This window comes from Microcoleus vaginatus PCC 9802, from assembly GCA_022701275.1.
Classification (GTDB): domain Bacteria; phylum Cyanobacteriota; class Cyanobacteriia; order Cyanobacteriales; family Microcoleaceae; genus Microcoleus; species Microcoleus vaginatus_A.
On sequence record CP031740.1, the window covers coordinates 2,276,075 to 2,291,270 of the forward strand.

Genomic DNA, 15,196 nt, shown 5'->3' on the forward strand with positions numbered 1-15,196 from the left:
CCTAAAATTACTTTTCCATTACTATTTTATTACTTTTTATTACTTGGCAGCCAATATAAAGTTGCTATTATATCTCTAAATACACACCGATGTCAATGCCAATAACACCCACCAGCAGTCTTAAAAACCTGATTGAATAAGGTCTAAGATAGATGCTTGCTAATTGGTAGCTTCGCTGTTCCTTGGAAAGGAGTAATTATGGCTGCAAATAACTTATTGCCCAAAGATGATAATGACAGACCGCTCAGGAATACCAGGATAGAAATTACTAAGCAAACAGTTAGATTTGATTCTGATGTCTATCAGTTTCGTAACGTCACCGGTTTTGGGTTAGCTCCTGTTATCAACACAAATCTATTTCCCATACAATTTATTTTAGTAGTGTTTGTAATTGGACTTTTTTGTGCAAATATTCCTGAGTGGAGATTTTGGGGAATAATATTTGTTTTAGTAGCAATAGGGGGAGTTTATGCAAACACTTCACAACCCAAAAAGTACGGTCTAAAATTGTACCTAAATTCCGGCTCTCCGTGCCCAGTATTTATTACTAGCGATATGCCAGGTTTAGAAAAAGTAGTTTCAGTATTATACAAATTCATGGAAAGTAATGCAGAAGGTACTTATGTAATCCATGCAGAAGATAGATCGATCCGAATAGAAGGAAGTGTTGGAGGTTCCGTCACAGCAGGTAATATTGGAGGCAGTTCATCAAGTCAAGTTAGAGGGAATGTCTCTCGAAACGACTAAAAATAAAAGTGTCACCCAAAGATCAATTAAATTAGGAGGGAATAATGGAAGATAAACAAGGTATTCAGATCGGAGGAAGTGTTGGAGGTCCTGTTACTGCAGGTAAAGTTGAAGGGGATTCATCAAGTTATGTTGGAGGAAATGTTTCCTTCGCTATAAACGAGTTACCTTCATCCTCTGAACCTGATAAACCCGGAATCAAAGAATTACTCACCAAACTCAAAGCAGAAATTGAAGCCGACCCAAATTTAAGTGAAGAGGACAGGGAGGATGCTTTAGAACAAGTAAAAGACTTAGCTGAAGCTGCTAAAAATCCTAATGATGCAGAAATGCAAAATAAAGCCAAAAAGGCAGATAGGATGCTCGGACGAATTATCTCCGCTGTACCACAAGCCACAAAACTCCTAGAATTCTGTAATAATCTACTGCCATTGATTACTAAAGTGTTTGGGTTTTAGTAAGCGATCGCCTTTCAGTAAACACCCCTAATAATTACGATCGCACTTCCTCTCCTCTCATTTGTTCGCAGAACTCCTTGATCTATGGTGAACAGGTTTGTGAAGTGCGATTTAACTCAATCCAGGAACATCCTCCTACAAAGCAGAGATTGGATACTGAAAATTCATCCTAGCCAAATCCAGAAATTCCCCCTCGCTGTAGAAAGAAAAACCCCAACCTTCTGCCACATCCCGACGATAGCAATCCACATTCATCACTTGTTGACCGATTAATACATATTCTTGTATAGTTTAGAGCGAGCGATAATCCGCAAATTTATCTCCTCTATCAAACGCCTCAGTTGTGGGAGATAAGACTTCCACTTTATATGATGTTATGTTAATTGCAAATAAAAATGCTTGGTAGTCAGGAGTTTAGTCTTTATTGACTAATATTTTCCTTATTCAGTACAGAATTACTCCCTACCAACTTGATGATTTTGCTGCCAGAAGTTCTCGCTACAAATTCGATAATTTTGAGGACAGAAGTCCTGACTTATTAATAGGCGATCGACAATCCTTAGACTTTTTGCAAAAATAGATAATATCTGCATTCATTTGCGTTCATCCGCAGTTAAAAACAGAAAATCCAGAACTCTTGCAAAAAGTCTAACCACCAATCTTATTTAGTCTTGTCCAAATTCCGCGACTCCAACCAAATAGGAATTGCAATCCAAGCCACTGCTAACAGCAAAGCAAATACCGCAAATTGAGCGGCCCAAGCTACCAATTTCTCCAAAGACACAACTTGTCCCAAGAAGTAGGATAAACTCACCATTACAGATGCCCAGCTTGCAGCACCCAGAATATTGAACAGCGAAAATTTCCAAAAAGGCATTTCTGCAATACCTGCTAGGGGGCTAGCAAAAATTCGCAGTAGTGCGATGAAACGACCCAAAAATACGGCTTTAGCTGCATTTTTGCTAAACTGTTCTTTTAAGTCAAACAGTTGTTCTTCTCGAAAGCGGAAAAATTGTCCCAGCTTCAGCAGCAGTGGCCAGCCACCGTACCTGCCGATCGCATAACCAAAATTTCCCCCCACAGTCGCACCCGCGATCGCACTGCCGAGTACAAACCAGTAATTCAGTTCCCCGCTGCCAGCTAAAAACCCGCCAGCAATCGTAATAGTCTCGCCTGGAAGAGGAACTCCCAGATTTTCCAGCAAAATTCCCAGAAATACTGCCCAGTAGCCGTAATCACGCGCAAACTGCTGAATAGTCTCTAACGATAAAAACTCAAAAGACATTCGATACTGCCTTCGTAAACTTTTGCAAAGCTCAATACATTTATATATTGGCTCGATTCAGCCAATAGTGCAATCTTTCGCTGTGATGAAGAACACACTGTTGTCGCGATCGCTAATCCAACTAAAAATTAGCCTTTCAGGCATACTAGAGGAATAGAGAATTGTTGCGGTTGCGTTCCGCGCGATCGCTAGCCAGTTTCTTACTAAATTTATCACAACGGCTCTCCCCATCGATTCCCTAGCCCGATCGCGCATCCTAAAACATAGGCTGAACTCCCCTGAGTCTCTCAATAGAGTCAGCAAATAAACTCACTTATTCATACTTTACGAGCGTAGGATAACTGCTATGGAATTTCCCAACTTCAACCCACCCATCGTCCTTCAACCTCACAACTGCCTCGACTCCCAAGCCGGCAGCCTCCTCCAGCAACAGCTAGCCGAGATTATGCCGGATCGCCACAAACTCTGGGTAATAGACATGGCCGCCGTTGATTTCATCGACAGTTCCGGGATCTGCGCCTTAGTCGGCGGACTCAACGCCGCCCGCCACCGGGGATGCCGCCTCGTCATCTGCAACCTCTCAGCCACAGTCAAGCTAATTTTTGAAATTACTCAACTCGACCAACTCTTTGAAATCTTCGACAGTTTCGAGCAAGTTATCTCCACTGAAACTCCGGCTTTAGTTGCTTGATTAAAATGAGATCCCGAGTTTAAATCTCAAGTTTGCAAGAGACTTCAAGCAACCGCAGAGTTAATTTCTATATCATAAATAGGTTTATTTGTCAAGCAATACCAATGACAAACAAATAAATCCGGCACTTGAACGCCGACAGAAGCGATCGCAGGTGCAGCCGGAAAAGGCCAAAGTCGATCGAAACAAATCCTTTCCCCTACGAACCCGAACTGCATCAAATAAGTCGCCGGCGGCGCATTTAAAAGATTCAGCAAGCGGTAAGCCAACTCATACAACTGCTGCCGCCAAACATCCGACAAATGCACCGGTTGAGAGTAACTCAACTCGCCAGACTGCTTGTCAGATCCCGCACCAATCACCTCAGCATACAGTGGCCCCTTTGCCGTCAACACCACAGGCAGCCAAAAATTGCCCTCGCCGACGGGAAAAAGCAGATCCTGAGCCACTCGATCGCGCGCCACCGAAACATTGCGGCAAAATCGAAACACCTCTTGAGCCGGAAAAACCAGATTTTCTGGCACATCCAGCGTCAACGGACAAAGGATCGCCCCACCCGGAGCGATCGCGCCTGAATTGAGTTCCGTAACCCCACAGATATTGACTTCAGTTAAAGGATTAGATTGAGCGATCGCCGCCTTGAGACTGGCGGCCGGGCCTTTCTCGTCACCCGCCACAATCAAAACCTTAGGCATTGCCAAAGCTCGGCATTTGAATTCCCCGATCGTCCTCAGCATCGACGCTCGGCAGATCCAAGCCCTTAGCCTTGCGACTCCGCACAGCGAGACGGTAAGTGACGCTTTGCAACTCAGTGTGCAACTGGCGGTTTTCCTTTTGCAGTTGATCCAATTTTTCCTTAATTGGCTCGATCCGTTCGGCAAACTTCTGGCGGTAAACCCCCGGCAATTCCTGAACCACCTGTTCTAGCATCCTAGACCGATCCGTCAATTCCTGCACTGACTGCCGCAGTTGGTAAACCTCAGCATCCCGCTCGGCGATTTGTTCCTGATAAAAACCCACCTGTTCTTCAACAGCTTGGAGTTGTTCCCGCATTGCCTGCATTTGAGCTTGGTGGCGATCGGAAACTTCCGGCGCCGGCACAAAATTAGAATTGCCCTTCACCAGCCTGAAAAGTTCTTGAGACAACTGCTGCACCAATTGGTCGCGCATTTGCAGCTCTTCGGTGAGACGAGATACCTCTGATTGCAATTCTTTTGAGCTTACAAGTTTAGTTGGATTCACGATGACTCTCAGCTTTTGTTATATAATGTGTTTCTATTTAAAAATATCTTTCCCTTACCGCAGAGGCAAGAGGCACTTCAAAAGTTTTGAACCCCTTAGGCTAAATCGAACCCGCAGCCCGATGTCAAGGGTAAAGCTCAGTCTAACTCAAATCAGGCATTCACGTCATCACCTTAGTTTCTTGTCACTGAGATGTTGCACCATTCTCAAGAACAGGCAAGAGGCCTGTTGCACAAAGAATTAATTTGTTGTGGGGTGGGCAGGAGATCCCGCCCAAAAAAGGATTAAGGATTATTGATATTGGTGCAACATCTCAGTTGCCATAGACACAGGTAAAACCCTAGGTTTTTTGTCAATAAACCAGGTTTCTTAGCTTTTTCTCAGAATAGTGCAAGATCTCATGTGTAACCAATCACAGCCGAAAGCACTTTGGCAGCTTCGTCCACGGTGCTGCCAAAACAGATAATGCCGTCCTCGTGACCTGCCATCGCCAGAATTTTGCGTTCTGCCAAATTCTCCTCCTCAAAAAGTCTAAACATTTCTAAGGCCATCTGGGGAGTGCCGTAAGGTATTTCTTTTCTAGTAGTAGGAATATTAAACAGCAGTTGCTGCCATAGCGTAGGATTATGGACATGAATTATCCCGCCCACCTCCTCTCTCTGAAGGTACAGGGCCCCGTGAGTCAGGGACTCCGACGAAGCTTGTACGGGGCCCCGGCAGCCGAGGAAATTTTGTTCTAAATTAAATTCGGTAACAGTACAGTAGGATTCTGGTCCCAGATTTCTCAAGTGTGCAGTCTGGGTTCCCGAAATCACGAATTGGCAAGAATTGCCGAGTCTGACGCTGACGTTGCCAAACCCTATGCCATTTTCGTAGACGCCAATTAATCCCCAAGCGTGGAGCCGATCGCGCCAGTCCATCAAATCTGCTATGTTCCGGGCAGCTACAGGGTCTGCTTTTTCCCAGTCACAGCGGTACTTAACGACTCCTTCATCCATCCATTTTTTTGTCCGACCTGACACGACAGACATGGCCCAAGCTGAGACTTAATCGAAGTTGTCAAGAAGTTGTCAAACAGCTTTTTTTGCCTGCTGCCTTATGTCTCGGTGCATAAGTGCCTTAACTAATCTACATTCCAGTGTCGCCGTAATTAGCGACCGACATTAGCAAAAAGTAAGCTAGGAAAGTTGAACCAATTATTCCAAAAATCATGATTTAGCCTCTAGGTGATTACAAAAGTTCAATATGAAAATGCACGCTTTCATTCGGGGAGTTTGATTCCAGGCTTTTGCCCGATCGAGTTTCTGATGTGAAACTACATAACATCCCTGAATCCGTTATTGTTCTACCCTACAGCATTTTTACTGAGTGTAGTTCTACCTTAAGAAAGACTTAAGGATAAATTACCCCTTAATCAGGTAAATTAGGTAAAAAGCAACCGTACATTTACTGATTTTTTATCATTATACATATATTTAAGCAAAAAGCAAGCGGAACACAAAAAATATTTTTTAGCCAGTCTTGGAGGAACTGGCACAATCTTCGGGTACTCAACGTTAGTCAACACCTCTGTTGATCGAGCAATTTTTAGCTCCGGGGCACCCTACAAGCTAAGAAACTGGGTTGAGCGTAATATGATGTCGGGTAAAATCACCGCAACGCCAGCTCGCGTCGGCGGGTTCACCAAAATCTGTAAGTAGTAGTATAAGTTATAGATCCCGTAAACCCGCGCCTACCTAGAGGGGGATAGTCGATCGACCGAACCTGATATAAGTCCTATTAAGAAAAAAACCAGCCGATCGAGCAGTGAGGGCCCGATCGGCTAAATTTTTCTGTGGAGCGCGATCGCTCGCAGCCCTTTAAATGTGGAAGTGATACAAGATACTGCCGTCGTCTTTAATTTCGCAATTGGCATTAAAGACTTCAGCTTGTTGGTTCAAAAAACGCTGAGCGACATCCGGCGACAGCCGCGTTTCCATTGCAAACCGCACCAGAGTTATTTCGCCGCGGCCTTCTTTGATCAGTCGGTACAAAGCACTTTGGAGCCTTTCGCTCTCTTCTCGCTGAAAAGCTGCCTTGTACCTCCAATCCGCCACCGAAGGAATCAAACCCCGGCTGACCAAAATCGCCAACAGCAAGCCAATTCCCAAAATCAGAGGCACTGTCGGATCGCTCGTGGGCGTCGCCACAATTTGCGGCACTGTAGCGGCGGCCAAACTGCTAACCATTTCTTTTTCCGACGCTTGCGTATCCGCCATTGCAAGCTGAGTTTTGTTGTAAAAATCTTGCTGAAGCTTCATTTGCTGCAACAGGCGAGCGCGCTCTCTTTCGTATTGGTCGAGTTTTTGCTGAGCTTGTTTCAGGTCTTGAGTGACTTGTGCCAAGCGTTGGTTGAGCGACTGATTGACTGATTGCCACCGATATCTGTTAATCAGGCGGCTTTTTTCAACCATGCCCTTCATCAACATATCCGCCGTTTGGATTGCTTGCTCCTGATCGAGCGAGCGATACCCAACAACAATCTCTAGGGGTTGTTCCGGCTTAGAAATTTTGACACTAGCATTTTGTCGAACTTGCTGGGGCGACAGCTTAACTGCATCTGCCACTGCTTTGACAACATTATCTGCCAGCAGAACCTCTGGGGTGAGTTGCTCTCCCTGCTTGAGAATTGTCGTGCCCGTACTCGAAAATTTGACTGGCGGATTATTAGAAGTGAGAGTGCCTTGAGCCATGAATCCGGGGGGCGGGGCGAGGCGGTAGGCCAGGGCGCCTGAAATACCCATAATTACAGCAAAACTGCCTAAGGCAATCCATCTGTATTGATGTGCTGAAGATTTAAAACGTAAATTTCCCATTTTGATAGTCAAATCATAACATTCGCTTGCCGCAGCTACTGCCAAACGCAAGAGCGATCGTTTCTTTCTGGTTAGTCAAATTGACTGCTGAAAATTTTCTCAGTTTGTACCTAAAAGCTACTAGCTTTTGAGAGTTGTCAATATTCATGATCCGAAAAAACCGATCGCGCTTTTATTTGATCCGAGCTATAACTTCAGTTTTTGTCCTTAATAATTAATCTGTAACAAGGCTTCTGGAAGTATACTGGCCTCAGACTAGCACTCAGGCGTGCGATCGCCTCGCCTCCCCGTGTTTGTTGACATTCAAAACAGTCTCCTTTTCACCCTTGGCAATTCTCCAATTATCTTACGTCTTGGCGTCTTGCGGACGCGGTTGAAGAATAAAAAAAACCTTAAATACTGGACCTAAAAACTTAACAAGCAAGAATTATACCATGCAGTTAAGAGTTTGCTGCGTATTAAAAAAAATTGTGGAGCTGGTTTCGCCCCCAGATCCACATATTCACATAACAATTATGGTTCGATCGGTTGATGGTTCGAGCAACCGTCAGAGGCGAATGTTCAGAAGCCGATCGGCAAAATAAGACCCTCGCGGGCCATGACAGCCTTCGGAAAAGCGATTTGCACATCTTCGGCGATGCGATCGAGAAAATCGTCAGTATGAGCCGGATCATGGTGAAAAATCACCACTCGTTTCACCCGGGCTTCCTTAGCCATTCTCACCGCTTCCTGCCAAGTCGAGTGTCCCCAACCCACCTTCGGAGATTTGGGGTTGTGATATTCCTCGTCTGTGTACATCGCATCGTAAATCAGCACATCAGCGTCGAGGGCTAAATTGTAGACATTCTCATCTAGGCGATCGGGAAAATGTTCAGTATCCGAACAGTAAACAACTGATCGTCCCTGCCAAGTCACCCGATATCCCATAGCAGTATTCGGGTGATTCAGAGAACCCGTCCTAATCTCAATATCGTCCAGCATCATTGTCTGGTTGTGATGGAGTTCGTAGAAATTCAAATCTGCCTGCAAACCCATCAGTGGCACCGGCGAATTCGAGTGCAACACCCGTTCGACAAAGTGCCTTTTCATGCAATCTCCATCCGGCGGAGTCGCCCCGTAAATATCAAAGCTATTGCCACGGATGAAAGCTGGGGCGAACAGCGGGAAACCTTGAATGTGATCCCAGTGATAGTGAGTAAAAAACATATAAGCTTGCACGGGCATTTCTTGCACCAACTGGTCTCCCAGCATCCGCAAGCCAGTTCCGCCGTCAAAAATCAAGCGTTTGCCAGCGACTCGCATTTCCAAACAAGAAGTATTGCCGCCGTAGCGAACAGTTTCCTGTCCGGGTGTCGGAACACTGCCCCGCACGCCCCAGAACTGTACTACAAAATCATCTATACCTTTTATTGATTCGGAGGGTTGAGGGCAATCAACGGGAGTTGCCGCTACAGAGGACAAGCTGATTTCCATTTTAAAATTCAGGCTTTAAGGTTCCACATTGTCCGTGATGGCGCAGCAGATGGTCGCACAACACTAAAGCTACCATCGCTTCCACCATTGGCACAGCTCTTGGCAAAACGCAAGGGTCGTGCCGTCCCTTGGCAGCCAGCAGCGTTTCTTCGCCTTCTCGGGTAACGGTGCGCTGCTGCTGGCGAATTGTCGCAGTCGGCTTGAATGCGGCCCGCAAAATGATATTTTCGCCGTTAGCAATCCCACCCTGAATTCCGCCAGAGCGATTCGTCACTGTACGAATTACACCCTTATCATCAGTATAGTATTCATCATTATGTTCGCTGCCCTTGAGCCGAGTCCCGGCAAACCCGGAACCAATTTCAAAGCCTTTGCTGGCGGGCAAGGACATGATGGCTTTGGCCAAGTCGGCTTCGAGTTTGTCGAATACGGGCATTCCCAGCCCTTTGGGTACATTGCGGGCGACGCATTCGACTACACCGCCGATCGAATCTCCACTGTCGCGAACTTTTTCGATCAGTTCAATCATTCTTTCGGCACATTCGGCATCTGGACAGCGGACGATGTTGCTTTCTACTTGTTCTAAGGTAACAGTGTCCGGGTCGGCGACACATTCTAAGTCTTTGATGCGTTTGACGTAGCCGACTATTTCGACTCCTGCTGCTTGTTTGAGAATTTTTTTAGCGATCGCCCCTGCTGCTACTCTACCAATTGTCTCTCTCGCCGAACTGCGACCTCCGCCTTGCCAGTTACGAATTCCGTACTTAGCATCGTAGGTAGCGTCAGCGTGGGAAGGGCGGTAAGTTGTCGCCATTTCGCCGTAATCTTGGGGGCGAGTGTCTTGATTGCGGACTAAAATGGCGATCGGCGTTCCCAAAGTTTTGCCTTCAAACACCCCGGACAGAATTTCGCAGGTATCTGCTTCTTTACGGGGCGTAGTAATTTTGCTTTGGCCAGGGCGGCGGCGATCAAGTTCGGCTTGAATTTCCGATGCGTCGATCGACACTAGGGGCGGGCAACCGTCAATTACTACTCCCACACCGCCGCCGTGAGATTCCCCAAATGTCGAGATCCGAAATAAATGCCCAAAGGTATTGCCCATGATGCTTTTGCCTGAAACTTAATAATTTTTAGCTTAAATGGAATAGAGATTTACTGTATTTCTGAAAAATATACCATTGACGAGTAGGCGACACGCGATCGCCCCACAGCATCACTCCCTTCCCACCCCTAGAAGAATATCTACCAGGGAGAGAGGGAGAGACAGAGAATAGGAGATATCTGGAAACACACTTAAATTCATCCGTGTATCCGTGTCCGAATCCGTGTTGTGCCTTCCTTCTTCTTTAGTCCTCGTGTTCTTCAAAAGGATCTCTCAATTCCTTAGAAGGGGGACCGAAAGCGGTGTAGATCGAGAATCCGGTGATTGCCACCAGACACACGCCAAGTGAAATGCCTAGAACTGCTGCGGGTTCCATATTTTTGATAGATTATGAGTGCTCCACTCTATAATATTACAAAAAATAACAATCCGTCTGAAAGTCTAGTGATTTTAGGCGCAATACGGTATGGTCGCCAACCCTCACTCCCCCTTCTCCCAGTCCCCCATGCAGCATTTCTGAGAAATTGCGATCGCAATTAGCGGTGAAAATATGTCAAACTTCTCTGTAGAGATTCATTGTAGGTGACTTATGGCACAACGGACTTGGTTAGGAGATATACTCAAACCCCTTAACTCAGAGTACGGCAAGGTCGCTCCGGGTTGGGGCACCACGCTGTTGATGAGCGTTTTCATTGGACTGTTTTTCGTGTTCTTGTTGATTATTTTGCAAATCTACAACTCTTCTCTGATTCTGGAGAATGTAGATGTCGATTGGTCGAGCCTAGGCCGCTAAAAATTGATCACAAAACAGTAAGGCTAAAAGTAAAAGCTGAGGGTTGAGGAGAAAGGGTAAAAGGTAAGTTTTCCCATTTTTCCTTACCCTTTCCGGTTACTTTTTCCATAAATAAACAAGAAGTAACTAAAGAAATTGCAGGAGAGAAAAAATGAATATTTTTGGCATTGGTTTGCCGGAAATGGCAGTTATTTTTACGATCGCCCTATTGGTATTTGGTCCGAAAAAATTACCTGAAATCGGTCGAAGTATGGGGAAGGCAATTCGGGGCTTTCAAGATGCTTCGCGGGATTTTGAGTCGGAGTTCACGCGGGAAGCCAAGCAGTTAGAAGAAGCAGTAGCAACTAGCAGCAAACCGGAAACTGAAAAACTCACGGCGGCTACTCCCAAGGAAGATAGTACAGACAGTTAAATGAACAACACTCAGAAGTCGGAAACACCAGCGGAGTTAGTGATTCCCCAGCTAATTGTTGGGTTAGGCAATCCCGAACCTAAATACGATCGCACCCGACACAACATAGGCTTTAATGCTGTCGATGCCTTGGCTAAATCTTGGCAGATTGCGCTGTCGGAAAATCGCAAATTTCAAGGCACATTTGGCGAGGGAAACCGGCCGCGGGGACAGAAAATCCGCTTGCTGAAACCGCTTACTTACATGAATCTGTCGGGTCAAGCGATTCGGGCGGCGACGGATTGGTACAAAATACCTGCTGAGTCGGTATTAATAGTATACGATGATATGGATTTGCCGATCGGGAAATTGAGAATGCGGCTTGCCGGTTCGGCCGGCGGACACAACGGCATGAAATCGACAATTTCTCATTTGGGTACAGACAAATTTCCCCGCTTGCGGATTGGCATCGGCAAACCTCAAAACGATTCTGCTAAAAATGAGAAAGATACGATTTCCTTCGTTTTAGGAAAATTTTCCTCAGAGGAAAGTCAGTTAGTAGAGAAAGTGCTTAAACTGGTTGTAGAAGCTGTGGAACTAAGTCTGCACCAAGGAGTAGAAAAAGCCATGAGCCTTTACAATAGTCGCACAATTGCAGAAACAAACGCGGAAACAAAAAGGTGAGTTCGAGACGTTTGCCTGAAACAACTGCATATGTCCGAGTTACTGGTCAATCTTGGCAAAAAGGCACGATTGAGGGTGAAGTGACTGCCGGGAATTTTGAGTGGCAGTTTCAGTGGCGTTTCACGTCAGAAAAAACACTGATACTTGAGCCTTCTCAGGGTAGGGCATTGATTCAGGAACCGCTGCACCGTTTCCTGGAAAAATGGGATTATCAGCTTGAACCGGGCGGGGATTATTCGTTTACGGTTCGGGCTCAATTTTAAAATCTTGGTAATGGGAAATGGGGAAACGGTAATCGGGAATAAAAACTTCCTCTAGTAGGAGATCCCGCTTCCAGTAATTCTTTAATTAATCACGGGAAATTGCTGTAATGGGAAATTGGGAAACGGTAATCGGGAAGGCAAACTTTCTCTAGTAGTATCTCCCGATTCCAGTAATTCTTTAATTAAACCAGGTGGCGTCGCTTCTCGGTAAGCGCCGCAATAATACATTGTCAAAACAGCTTTGTAAGCCCAGTGATTGGAAGGTACATCGCTAAAAGGATTTGGCAGGGTTTCAGCCTGATTCTGCACGCAAGCATTGAGAATTTGTTCTCGCATTAGCTGCGCTTGAACTAAAGAATTATTTGGCTTGGCTTCTGTGGTATTTTCTGCTTTGGCAGGAGCCCAAATACCTGTATAAATTAACAGTGTAGCAGTGGCAAAGAGGGTGAGTTTCATACATTTATAAATTTCTGAATAAGTTGATTGGTAGTGAGGAGTTTAGTCATCAAAATTGCGGAAAATAAGGAGTCTTCGTCCTTACTACAAACCTTTGGAATGTTCAGACATTTTTCGCATGCCCAAGGCCAATACACTCAAAAACAACAGCCCCACGGCCCCAGCTAGCGGATTGCCGTTAACTCCTGTCACCCACTCGGGAACAGATGCCGAATATCGCACTAACTGTCCGATGTTAATCACGTAATATCCCCAGACTAAACCTGCATGAAGCCCGATCGACAAACCGAGGCGATTTTGGCGCGATCTTTTTCCCCAAACCAGAATCAAACCCAGCAACAACAACCCCGGAAACTGCGGCCAACTCCCGAGCATTGCCGCGACAGGTTTGATAAAATGAGATAGGGCAAACACCAGGCTATTCGCCCACAGAGATATTTTATAATTGTAATCCCGCTGCAACTCGTCCAGCAACCAACCCCGGAATACCAACTCCTCCGCAAAACCGACTCCAAGGGCGCTTAACAGCCCTTCTGCGATGATTCTCGGCAAATTATCTGAATTTTGCCACGCGACTAAGCCGAACACCCCTTGCACCGCAAATAGGGTGAAAGTGAGACAAAGCCCGATCGCCAATCCGATTAAAAGCTCAAAACCGTTTTTTCGGGTATTGATTAAACCGTAACTTTTGAGTAATTGGGTTTGTCCGTAAACCTGTTTTCCCCAGGGTGGCACTAGGAACACAAACTCTGCAAATAGCAATCCCATTGTCAGAATAGTGGCTAGGTTACTATCTTTAACTAAGAGATAAATGGGTGCTGCTAGCGGGAGCCAAATTGCTAGCAAGATTAATAGGAAAATTATTACACGTAAAGGAAATGGATAACTGGCTATTATTTGGAGGCGGTTAATCATTGTTGTAAATTAAACAGGTTTTACATGATATCTGTAGGGACACAGCATTGCTGTCTCCCTACCCGGATTATAAACACGCCATTGCCCTACCCCTAATGTACAAAGCAGACGGAAAAAGCTAGAATGGCATCGTATCGGTTGAAACTTTAAGTGAAGCAAAACTATAACATCAGGTAACAATGACTGAAGCCTCGGATTTTTCAAATGTCGATCGCGAATTAGATGACACAATTTTAAGCTTCGCAGACATTCAGGCAGAACTCAACCTGCGCCACGCTAAAGATGCTCTGCGAGATATAGTAGAAAATCTCGACTTGACAGTTCAAGAGCGAACTGGACTAGAACCGGAAATTGGCGGATTGGAGAAAATGCTCGACAAGCTAGAGCGCGCTTGCGTGCAAATAGCTGTGTTTGGGATGGTGGGAAGGGGAAAATCTTCGGTTTTGAACGCGCTGCTAGGTCAAAATGTGTTTGAAACTGGCCCGACTCACGGGGTGACTCGCACGACAACTATTGGCCAGTGGGATGTCGGAGAGGGAATTGATGAGAATTTGCCCGATCGACTTTCGCCAGTTATTTACCGTTTGTCGCAAGTTGAATTAATCGACACTCCGGGAATAGATGAAGTTGACGGCGAAACTCGCGAACTTTTAGCCCGCCGCGTTGCTAAACAAGCAGATTTGATTTTGTTTGTAGTTGCTGGCGACATTACAAAAGTGGAATACGCAGCACTTTCGCAGTTGCGGGAAGCCGGAAAACCGATGTTATTAGTGTTTAATAAGATTGACCAGTATCCTGATGCAGACAGGCTGGCAATTTATCATAAAATTCGAGACGACCGCGTGAGAGAATTGTTGTCTCCCGATGAAATTGTGATGGCGGCGGCTTCGCCTTTGACGGCGAGGGCGGTGCGCCGTCCCGACGGAAGTATGGGCGTGCAAATGACTCGCAGTTTGCCACAAGTGCAAGATTTAAAATTAAAGATTTTGGAGATTTTAGACCGGGAAGGCAAATCTTTGGTCGCGCTGAATACGATGCTCTGTGCGGGGGATATTAACGAGCAGTTGGTGCAGCGAAAAATGGAGATTCGAGATGACGCCGCTAATCGAATTATCTGGAACGGGGTAATGACTAAAGCGGTGGCGATCGCACTTAATCCAATTACTGTAGTTGATATTCTTAGCGGTGCGGTAATTGATGTGGTGATGATATTAACTTTATCTAAAGTTTACGGCATTGCGATGACGGAAGCGGGCGCGGTGGAATTGCTGCAAAAGATTGCGATTAGTATGGGGGGAATTACTGCGGGCGAATTGGTGGCTAATTTTGGTTTGAGCTCGTTGAAAGGATTGTTGGGTTTGGCGACGCCGGCGACGGGGGGTTTGGCTTTAGGGCCTTATTTGTCTGTGGCAGTGACGCAAGCTGCGATCGCGGGGGTTTCTTCCTACGGTATCGGTCAAGTTACTAAGGCTTATTTAGCTAATGGTGCTTCTTGGGGAGATGATGGGCCAAAGGCTGTTGTGAGCAAGATTTTGTCTTCTTTGGATGAGGAGTCTATTTTAAATCGGATTAAGGAAGAGTTGCGGGCTAAGTTGGATTTGGGAAGTGTGGAAAAACAGAAATCTTAGCGAGCGGCTGTTTTACGTTGACCCAGCAATCCTGGCGCAGCCCTGCCGCAATCAGGCAGGGGTTTAAACCCCTACCTCAAACCTAAATTTGTGTGAAGACAATTTAACAAATTATTAGGATAAAAACCTGTTACCAATTACCAATTATTACTGTATCTTACTAACTCATAACTTAGGCAATTGGCAGAGGTTGGGCGATTGCGGCAAATAAGG

General features: G+C 45.7%; 18 protein-coding genes and 1 pseudogene. 8 read left to right on the top strand and 11 right to left on the bottom strand.

The window, feature by feature from the left end; genetic code table 11:
* Positions 1-198 precede the first annotated feature (198 nt).
* Together D0A34_09345 and D0A34_09350 are read left to right on the top strand one after the other, a co-directional pair.
* Positions 199-747 carry a hypothetical protein gene (locus D0A34_09345; GenBank protein ID UNU19045.1) on the top strand — a complete coding sequence of 183 codons (549 nt, stop codon included), beginning with the start codon at positions 199-201 and terminating at the stop codon, positions 745-747.
* 44 nt (positions 748-791) lie between these two features.
* Positions 792-1,205, top strand: a complete 414-nt coding sequence (locus D0A34_09350; protein ID UNU19046.1) for a DUF1542 domain-containing protein — start codon at positions 792-794, stop codon at positions 1,203-1,205.
* A gap of 228 nt (positions 1,206-1,433) precedes the next feature.
* Here D0A34_09350 and D0A34_09355 read toward each other — a convergent pair.
* Both D0A34_09355 and D0A34_09360 read right to left on the bottom strand, forming a co-directional pair.
* A pseudogene (locus D0A34_09355) lies at positions 1,434-1,568 on the bottom strand (Uma2 family endonuclease).
* A 298-nt stretch (positions 1,569-1,866) separates the two neighbouring features.
* Positions 1,867-2,490: a DedA family protein gene (locus D0A34_09360; protein ID UNU19047.1), complete on the bottom strand. Its 624-nt coding sequence runs from the start codon at positions 2,488-2,490 to the stop codon at positions 1,867-1,869.
* Positions 2,491-2,836: 346 nt separating this feature from the next.
* On the opposite strand from D0A34_09360, the gene D0A34_09365 reads away from it, so the two are divergent.
* On the top strand, positions 2,837-3,181 hold the full coding sequence (locus tag D0A34_09365) for an anti-sigma factor antagonist (GenBank protein ID UNU19048.1): 345 nt from the start codon (positions 2,837-2,839) through the stop codon (positions 3,179-3,181).
* A gap of 44 nt (positions 3,182-3,225) precedes the next feature.
* Here D0A34_09365 and D0A34_09370 read toward each other — a convergent pair whose 3' ends face one another.
* The 7 genes from D0A34_09370 to psbN all read right to left on the bottom strand — a co-directional run bounded on the left by D0A34_09370 (position 3,226) and on the right by psbN (position 10,229).
* Positions 3,226-3,876: a hypothetical protein gene (locus tag D0A34_09370; GenBank protein ID UNU19049.1), complete on the bottom strand. Its 651-nt coding sequence runs from the start codon at positions 3,874-3,876 to the stop codon at positions 3,226-3,228.
* Positions 3,869-4,426, bottom strand: coding sequence for a hypothetical protein (locus D0A34_09375; protein ID UNU19050.1), 558 nt, complete (start codon positions 4,424-4,426; stop codon positions 3,869-3,871). Before D0A34_09375 ends, D0A34_09370 begins: the two co-directional genes overlap by 8 nt.
* A 395-nt stretch (positions 4,427-4,821) precedes the next feature.
* Complete coding sequence (locus D0A34_09380) at positions 4,822-5,421, bottom strand: class II aldolase/adducin family protein (protein ID UNU19051.1); 600 nt, start codon at positions 5,419-5,421, stop codon at positions 4,822-4,824.
* An 861-nt stretch (positions 5,422-6,282) separates the two neighbouring features.
* Positions 6,283-7,278 (bottom strand): hypothetical protein, encoded by a 996-nt coding sequence (locus tag D0A34_09385; GenBank protein UNU22232.1) that lies wholly within the window; start codon positions 7,276-7,278, stop codon positions 6,283-6,285.
* A 561-nt stretch (positions 7,279-7,839) separates the two neighbouring features.
* Positions 7,840-8,751 carry an MBL fold metallo-hydrolase gene (locus tag D0A34_09390; protein UNU19052.1) on the bottom strand — a complete coding sequence of 304 codons (912 nt, stop codon included), beginning with the start codon at positions 8,749-8,751 and terminating at the stop codon, positions 7,840-7,842.
* 1 nt (position 8,752) lies between these two features.
* The gene (locus D0A34_09395; protein UNU19053.1) at positions 8,753-9,853 is read right to left on the bottom strand and encodes a chorismate synthase; all 1,101 of its coding nucleotides are present in this window, start codon (positions 9,851-9,853) and stop codon (positions 8,753-8,755) included.
* Positions 9,854-10,097: 244 nt separating this feature from the next.
* Entirely contained in the window at positions 10,098-10,229 is a 132-nt protein-coding gene (psbN, locus tag D0A34_09400) for a photosystem II reaction center protein PsbN (protein UNU19054.1), read from the bottom strand.
* Positions 10,230-10,442: 213 nt separating this feature from the next.
* Between psbN and psbH the strand changes: the two genes are divergently transcribed.
* From psbH to D0A34_09420, 4 genes are all read left to right on the top strand, one after another.
* The gene (gene psbH, locus D0A34_09405) at positions 10,443-10,646 is read left to right on the top strand and encodes a photosystem II reaction center protein PsbH (protein UNU19055.1); all 204 of its coding nucleotides are present in this window, start codon (positions 10,443-10,445) and stop codon (positions 10,644-10,646) included.
* Positions 10,647-10,797: 151 nt separating this feature from the next.
* Entirely contained in the window at positions 10,798-11,058 is a 261-nt protein-coding gene (locus D0A34_09410) for a TatA/E family twin arginine-targeting protein translocase (GenBank protein ID UNU19056.1), read from the top strand.
* Complete coding sequence (locus D0A34_09415; GenBank protein UNU19057.1) at positions 11,059-11,721, top strand: aminoacyl-tRNA hydrolase; 663 nt, start codon at positions 11,059-11,061, stop codon at positions 11,719-11,721. It begins immediately after the preceding gene.
* Complete coding sequence (locus D0A34_09420; protein UNU19058.1) at positions 11,718-11,984, top strand: DUF3146 family protein; 267 nt, start codon at positions 11,718-11,720, stop codon at positions 11,982-11,984. Before D0A34_09415 ends, D0A34_09420 begins: the two co-directional genes overlap by 4 nt.
* A gap of 81 nt (positions 11,985-12,065) precedes the next feature.
* Here the strand turns inward: D0A34_09420 and D0A34_09425 are convergent, their stop codons facing one another.
* On the bottom strand, positions 12,066-12,440 hold the full coding sequence (locus D0A34_09425; GenBank protein UNU19059.1) for an S-layer protein: 375 nt from the start codon (positions 12,438-12,440) through the stop codon (positions 12,066-12,068).
* An 84-nt stretch (positions 12,441-12,524) separates the two neighbouring features.
* A complete protein-coding gene (locus D0A34_09430; protein ID UNU19060.1) occupies positions 12,525-13,355 on the bottom strand; it encodes a CPBP family intramembrane metalloprotease in 831 nt (276 codons plus the stop codon).
* Positions 13,356-13,534: 179 nt separating this feature from the next.
* Here D0A34_09430 and D0A34_09435 point away from each other — a divergent pair, with 179 nt between their 5' ends.
* A complete protein-coding gene (locus D0A34_09435) occupies positions 13,535-14,983 on the top strand; it encodes a DUF697 domain-containing protein (protein ID UNU19061.1) in 1,449 nt (482 codons plus the stop codon).
* Positions 14,984-15,196: the final 213 nt, after the last annotated feature.

Bases quoted from the DNA above. Each gene is read 5' to 3' on its own strand.
- D0A34_09345 (UNU19045.1), top strand. From the start codon at position 199: ATGGCTGCAAATAACTTATTGCCCAAAGATGATAATGACAGACCGCTC.
- D0A34_09350 (UNU19046.1), top strand. From the start codon at position 792: ATGGAAGATAAACAAGGTATTCAGATCGGAGGAAGTGTTGGAGGTCCT.
- D0A34_09360 (UNU19047.1), bottom strand. From the start codon at position 2,490: ATGTCTTTTGAGTTTTTATCGTTAGAGACTATTCAGCAGTTTGCGCGT.
- D0A34_09365 (UNU19048.1), top strand. From the start codon at position 2,837: ATGGAATTTCCCAACTTCAACCCACCCATCGTCCTTCAACCTCACAAC.
- D0A34_09370 (UNU19049.1), bottom strand. From the start codon at position 3,876: ATGCCTAAGGTTTTGATTGTGGCGGGTGACGAGAAAGGCCCGGCCGCC.
- D0A34_09380 (UNU19051.1), bottom strand. From the start codon at position 5,421: ATGGATGAAGGAGTCGTTAAGTACCGCTGTGACTGGGAAAAAGCAGAC.
- D0A34_09385 (UNU22232.1), bottom strand. From the start codon at position 7,278: ATGGGAAATTTACGTTTTAAATCTTCAGCACATCAATACAGATGGATT.
- D0A34_09390 (UNU19052.1), bottom strand. From the start codon at position 8,751: ATGGAAATCAGCTTGTCCTCTGTAGCGGCAACTCCCGTTGATTGCCCT.
- D0A34_09395 (UNU19053.1), bottom strand. From the start codon at position 9,853: ATGGGCAATACCTTTGGGCATTTATTTCGGATCTCGACATTTGGGGAA.
- psbN (UNU19054.1), bottom strand. From the start codon at position 10,229: ATGGAACCCGCAGCAGTTCTAGGCATTTCACTTGGCGTGTGTCTGGTG.
- psbH (UNU19055.1), top strand. From the start codon at position 10,443: ATGGCACAACGGACTTGGTTAGGAGATATACTCAAACCCCTTAACTCA.
- D0A34_09410 (UNU19056.1), top strand. From the start codon at position 10,798: ATGAATATTTTTGGCATTGGTTTGCCGGAAATGGCAGTTATTTTTACG.
- D0A34_09415 (UNU19057.1), top strand. From the start codon at position 11,059: ATGAACAACACTCAGAAGTCGGAAACACCAGCGGAGTTAGTGATTCCC.
- D0A34_09425 (UNU19059.1), bottom strand. From the start codon at position 12,440: ATGAAACTCACCCTCTTTGCCACTGCTACACTGTTAATTTATACAGGT.
- D0A34_09430 (UNU19060.1), bottom strand. From the start codon at position 13,355: ATGATTAACCGCCTCCAAATAATAGCCAGTTATCCATTTCCTTTACGT.
- D0A34_09435 (UNU19061.1), top strand. From the start codon at position 13,535: ATGACTGAAGCCTCGGATTTTTCAAATGTCGATCGCGAATTAGATGAC.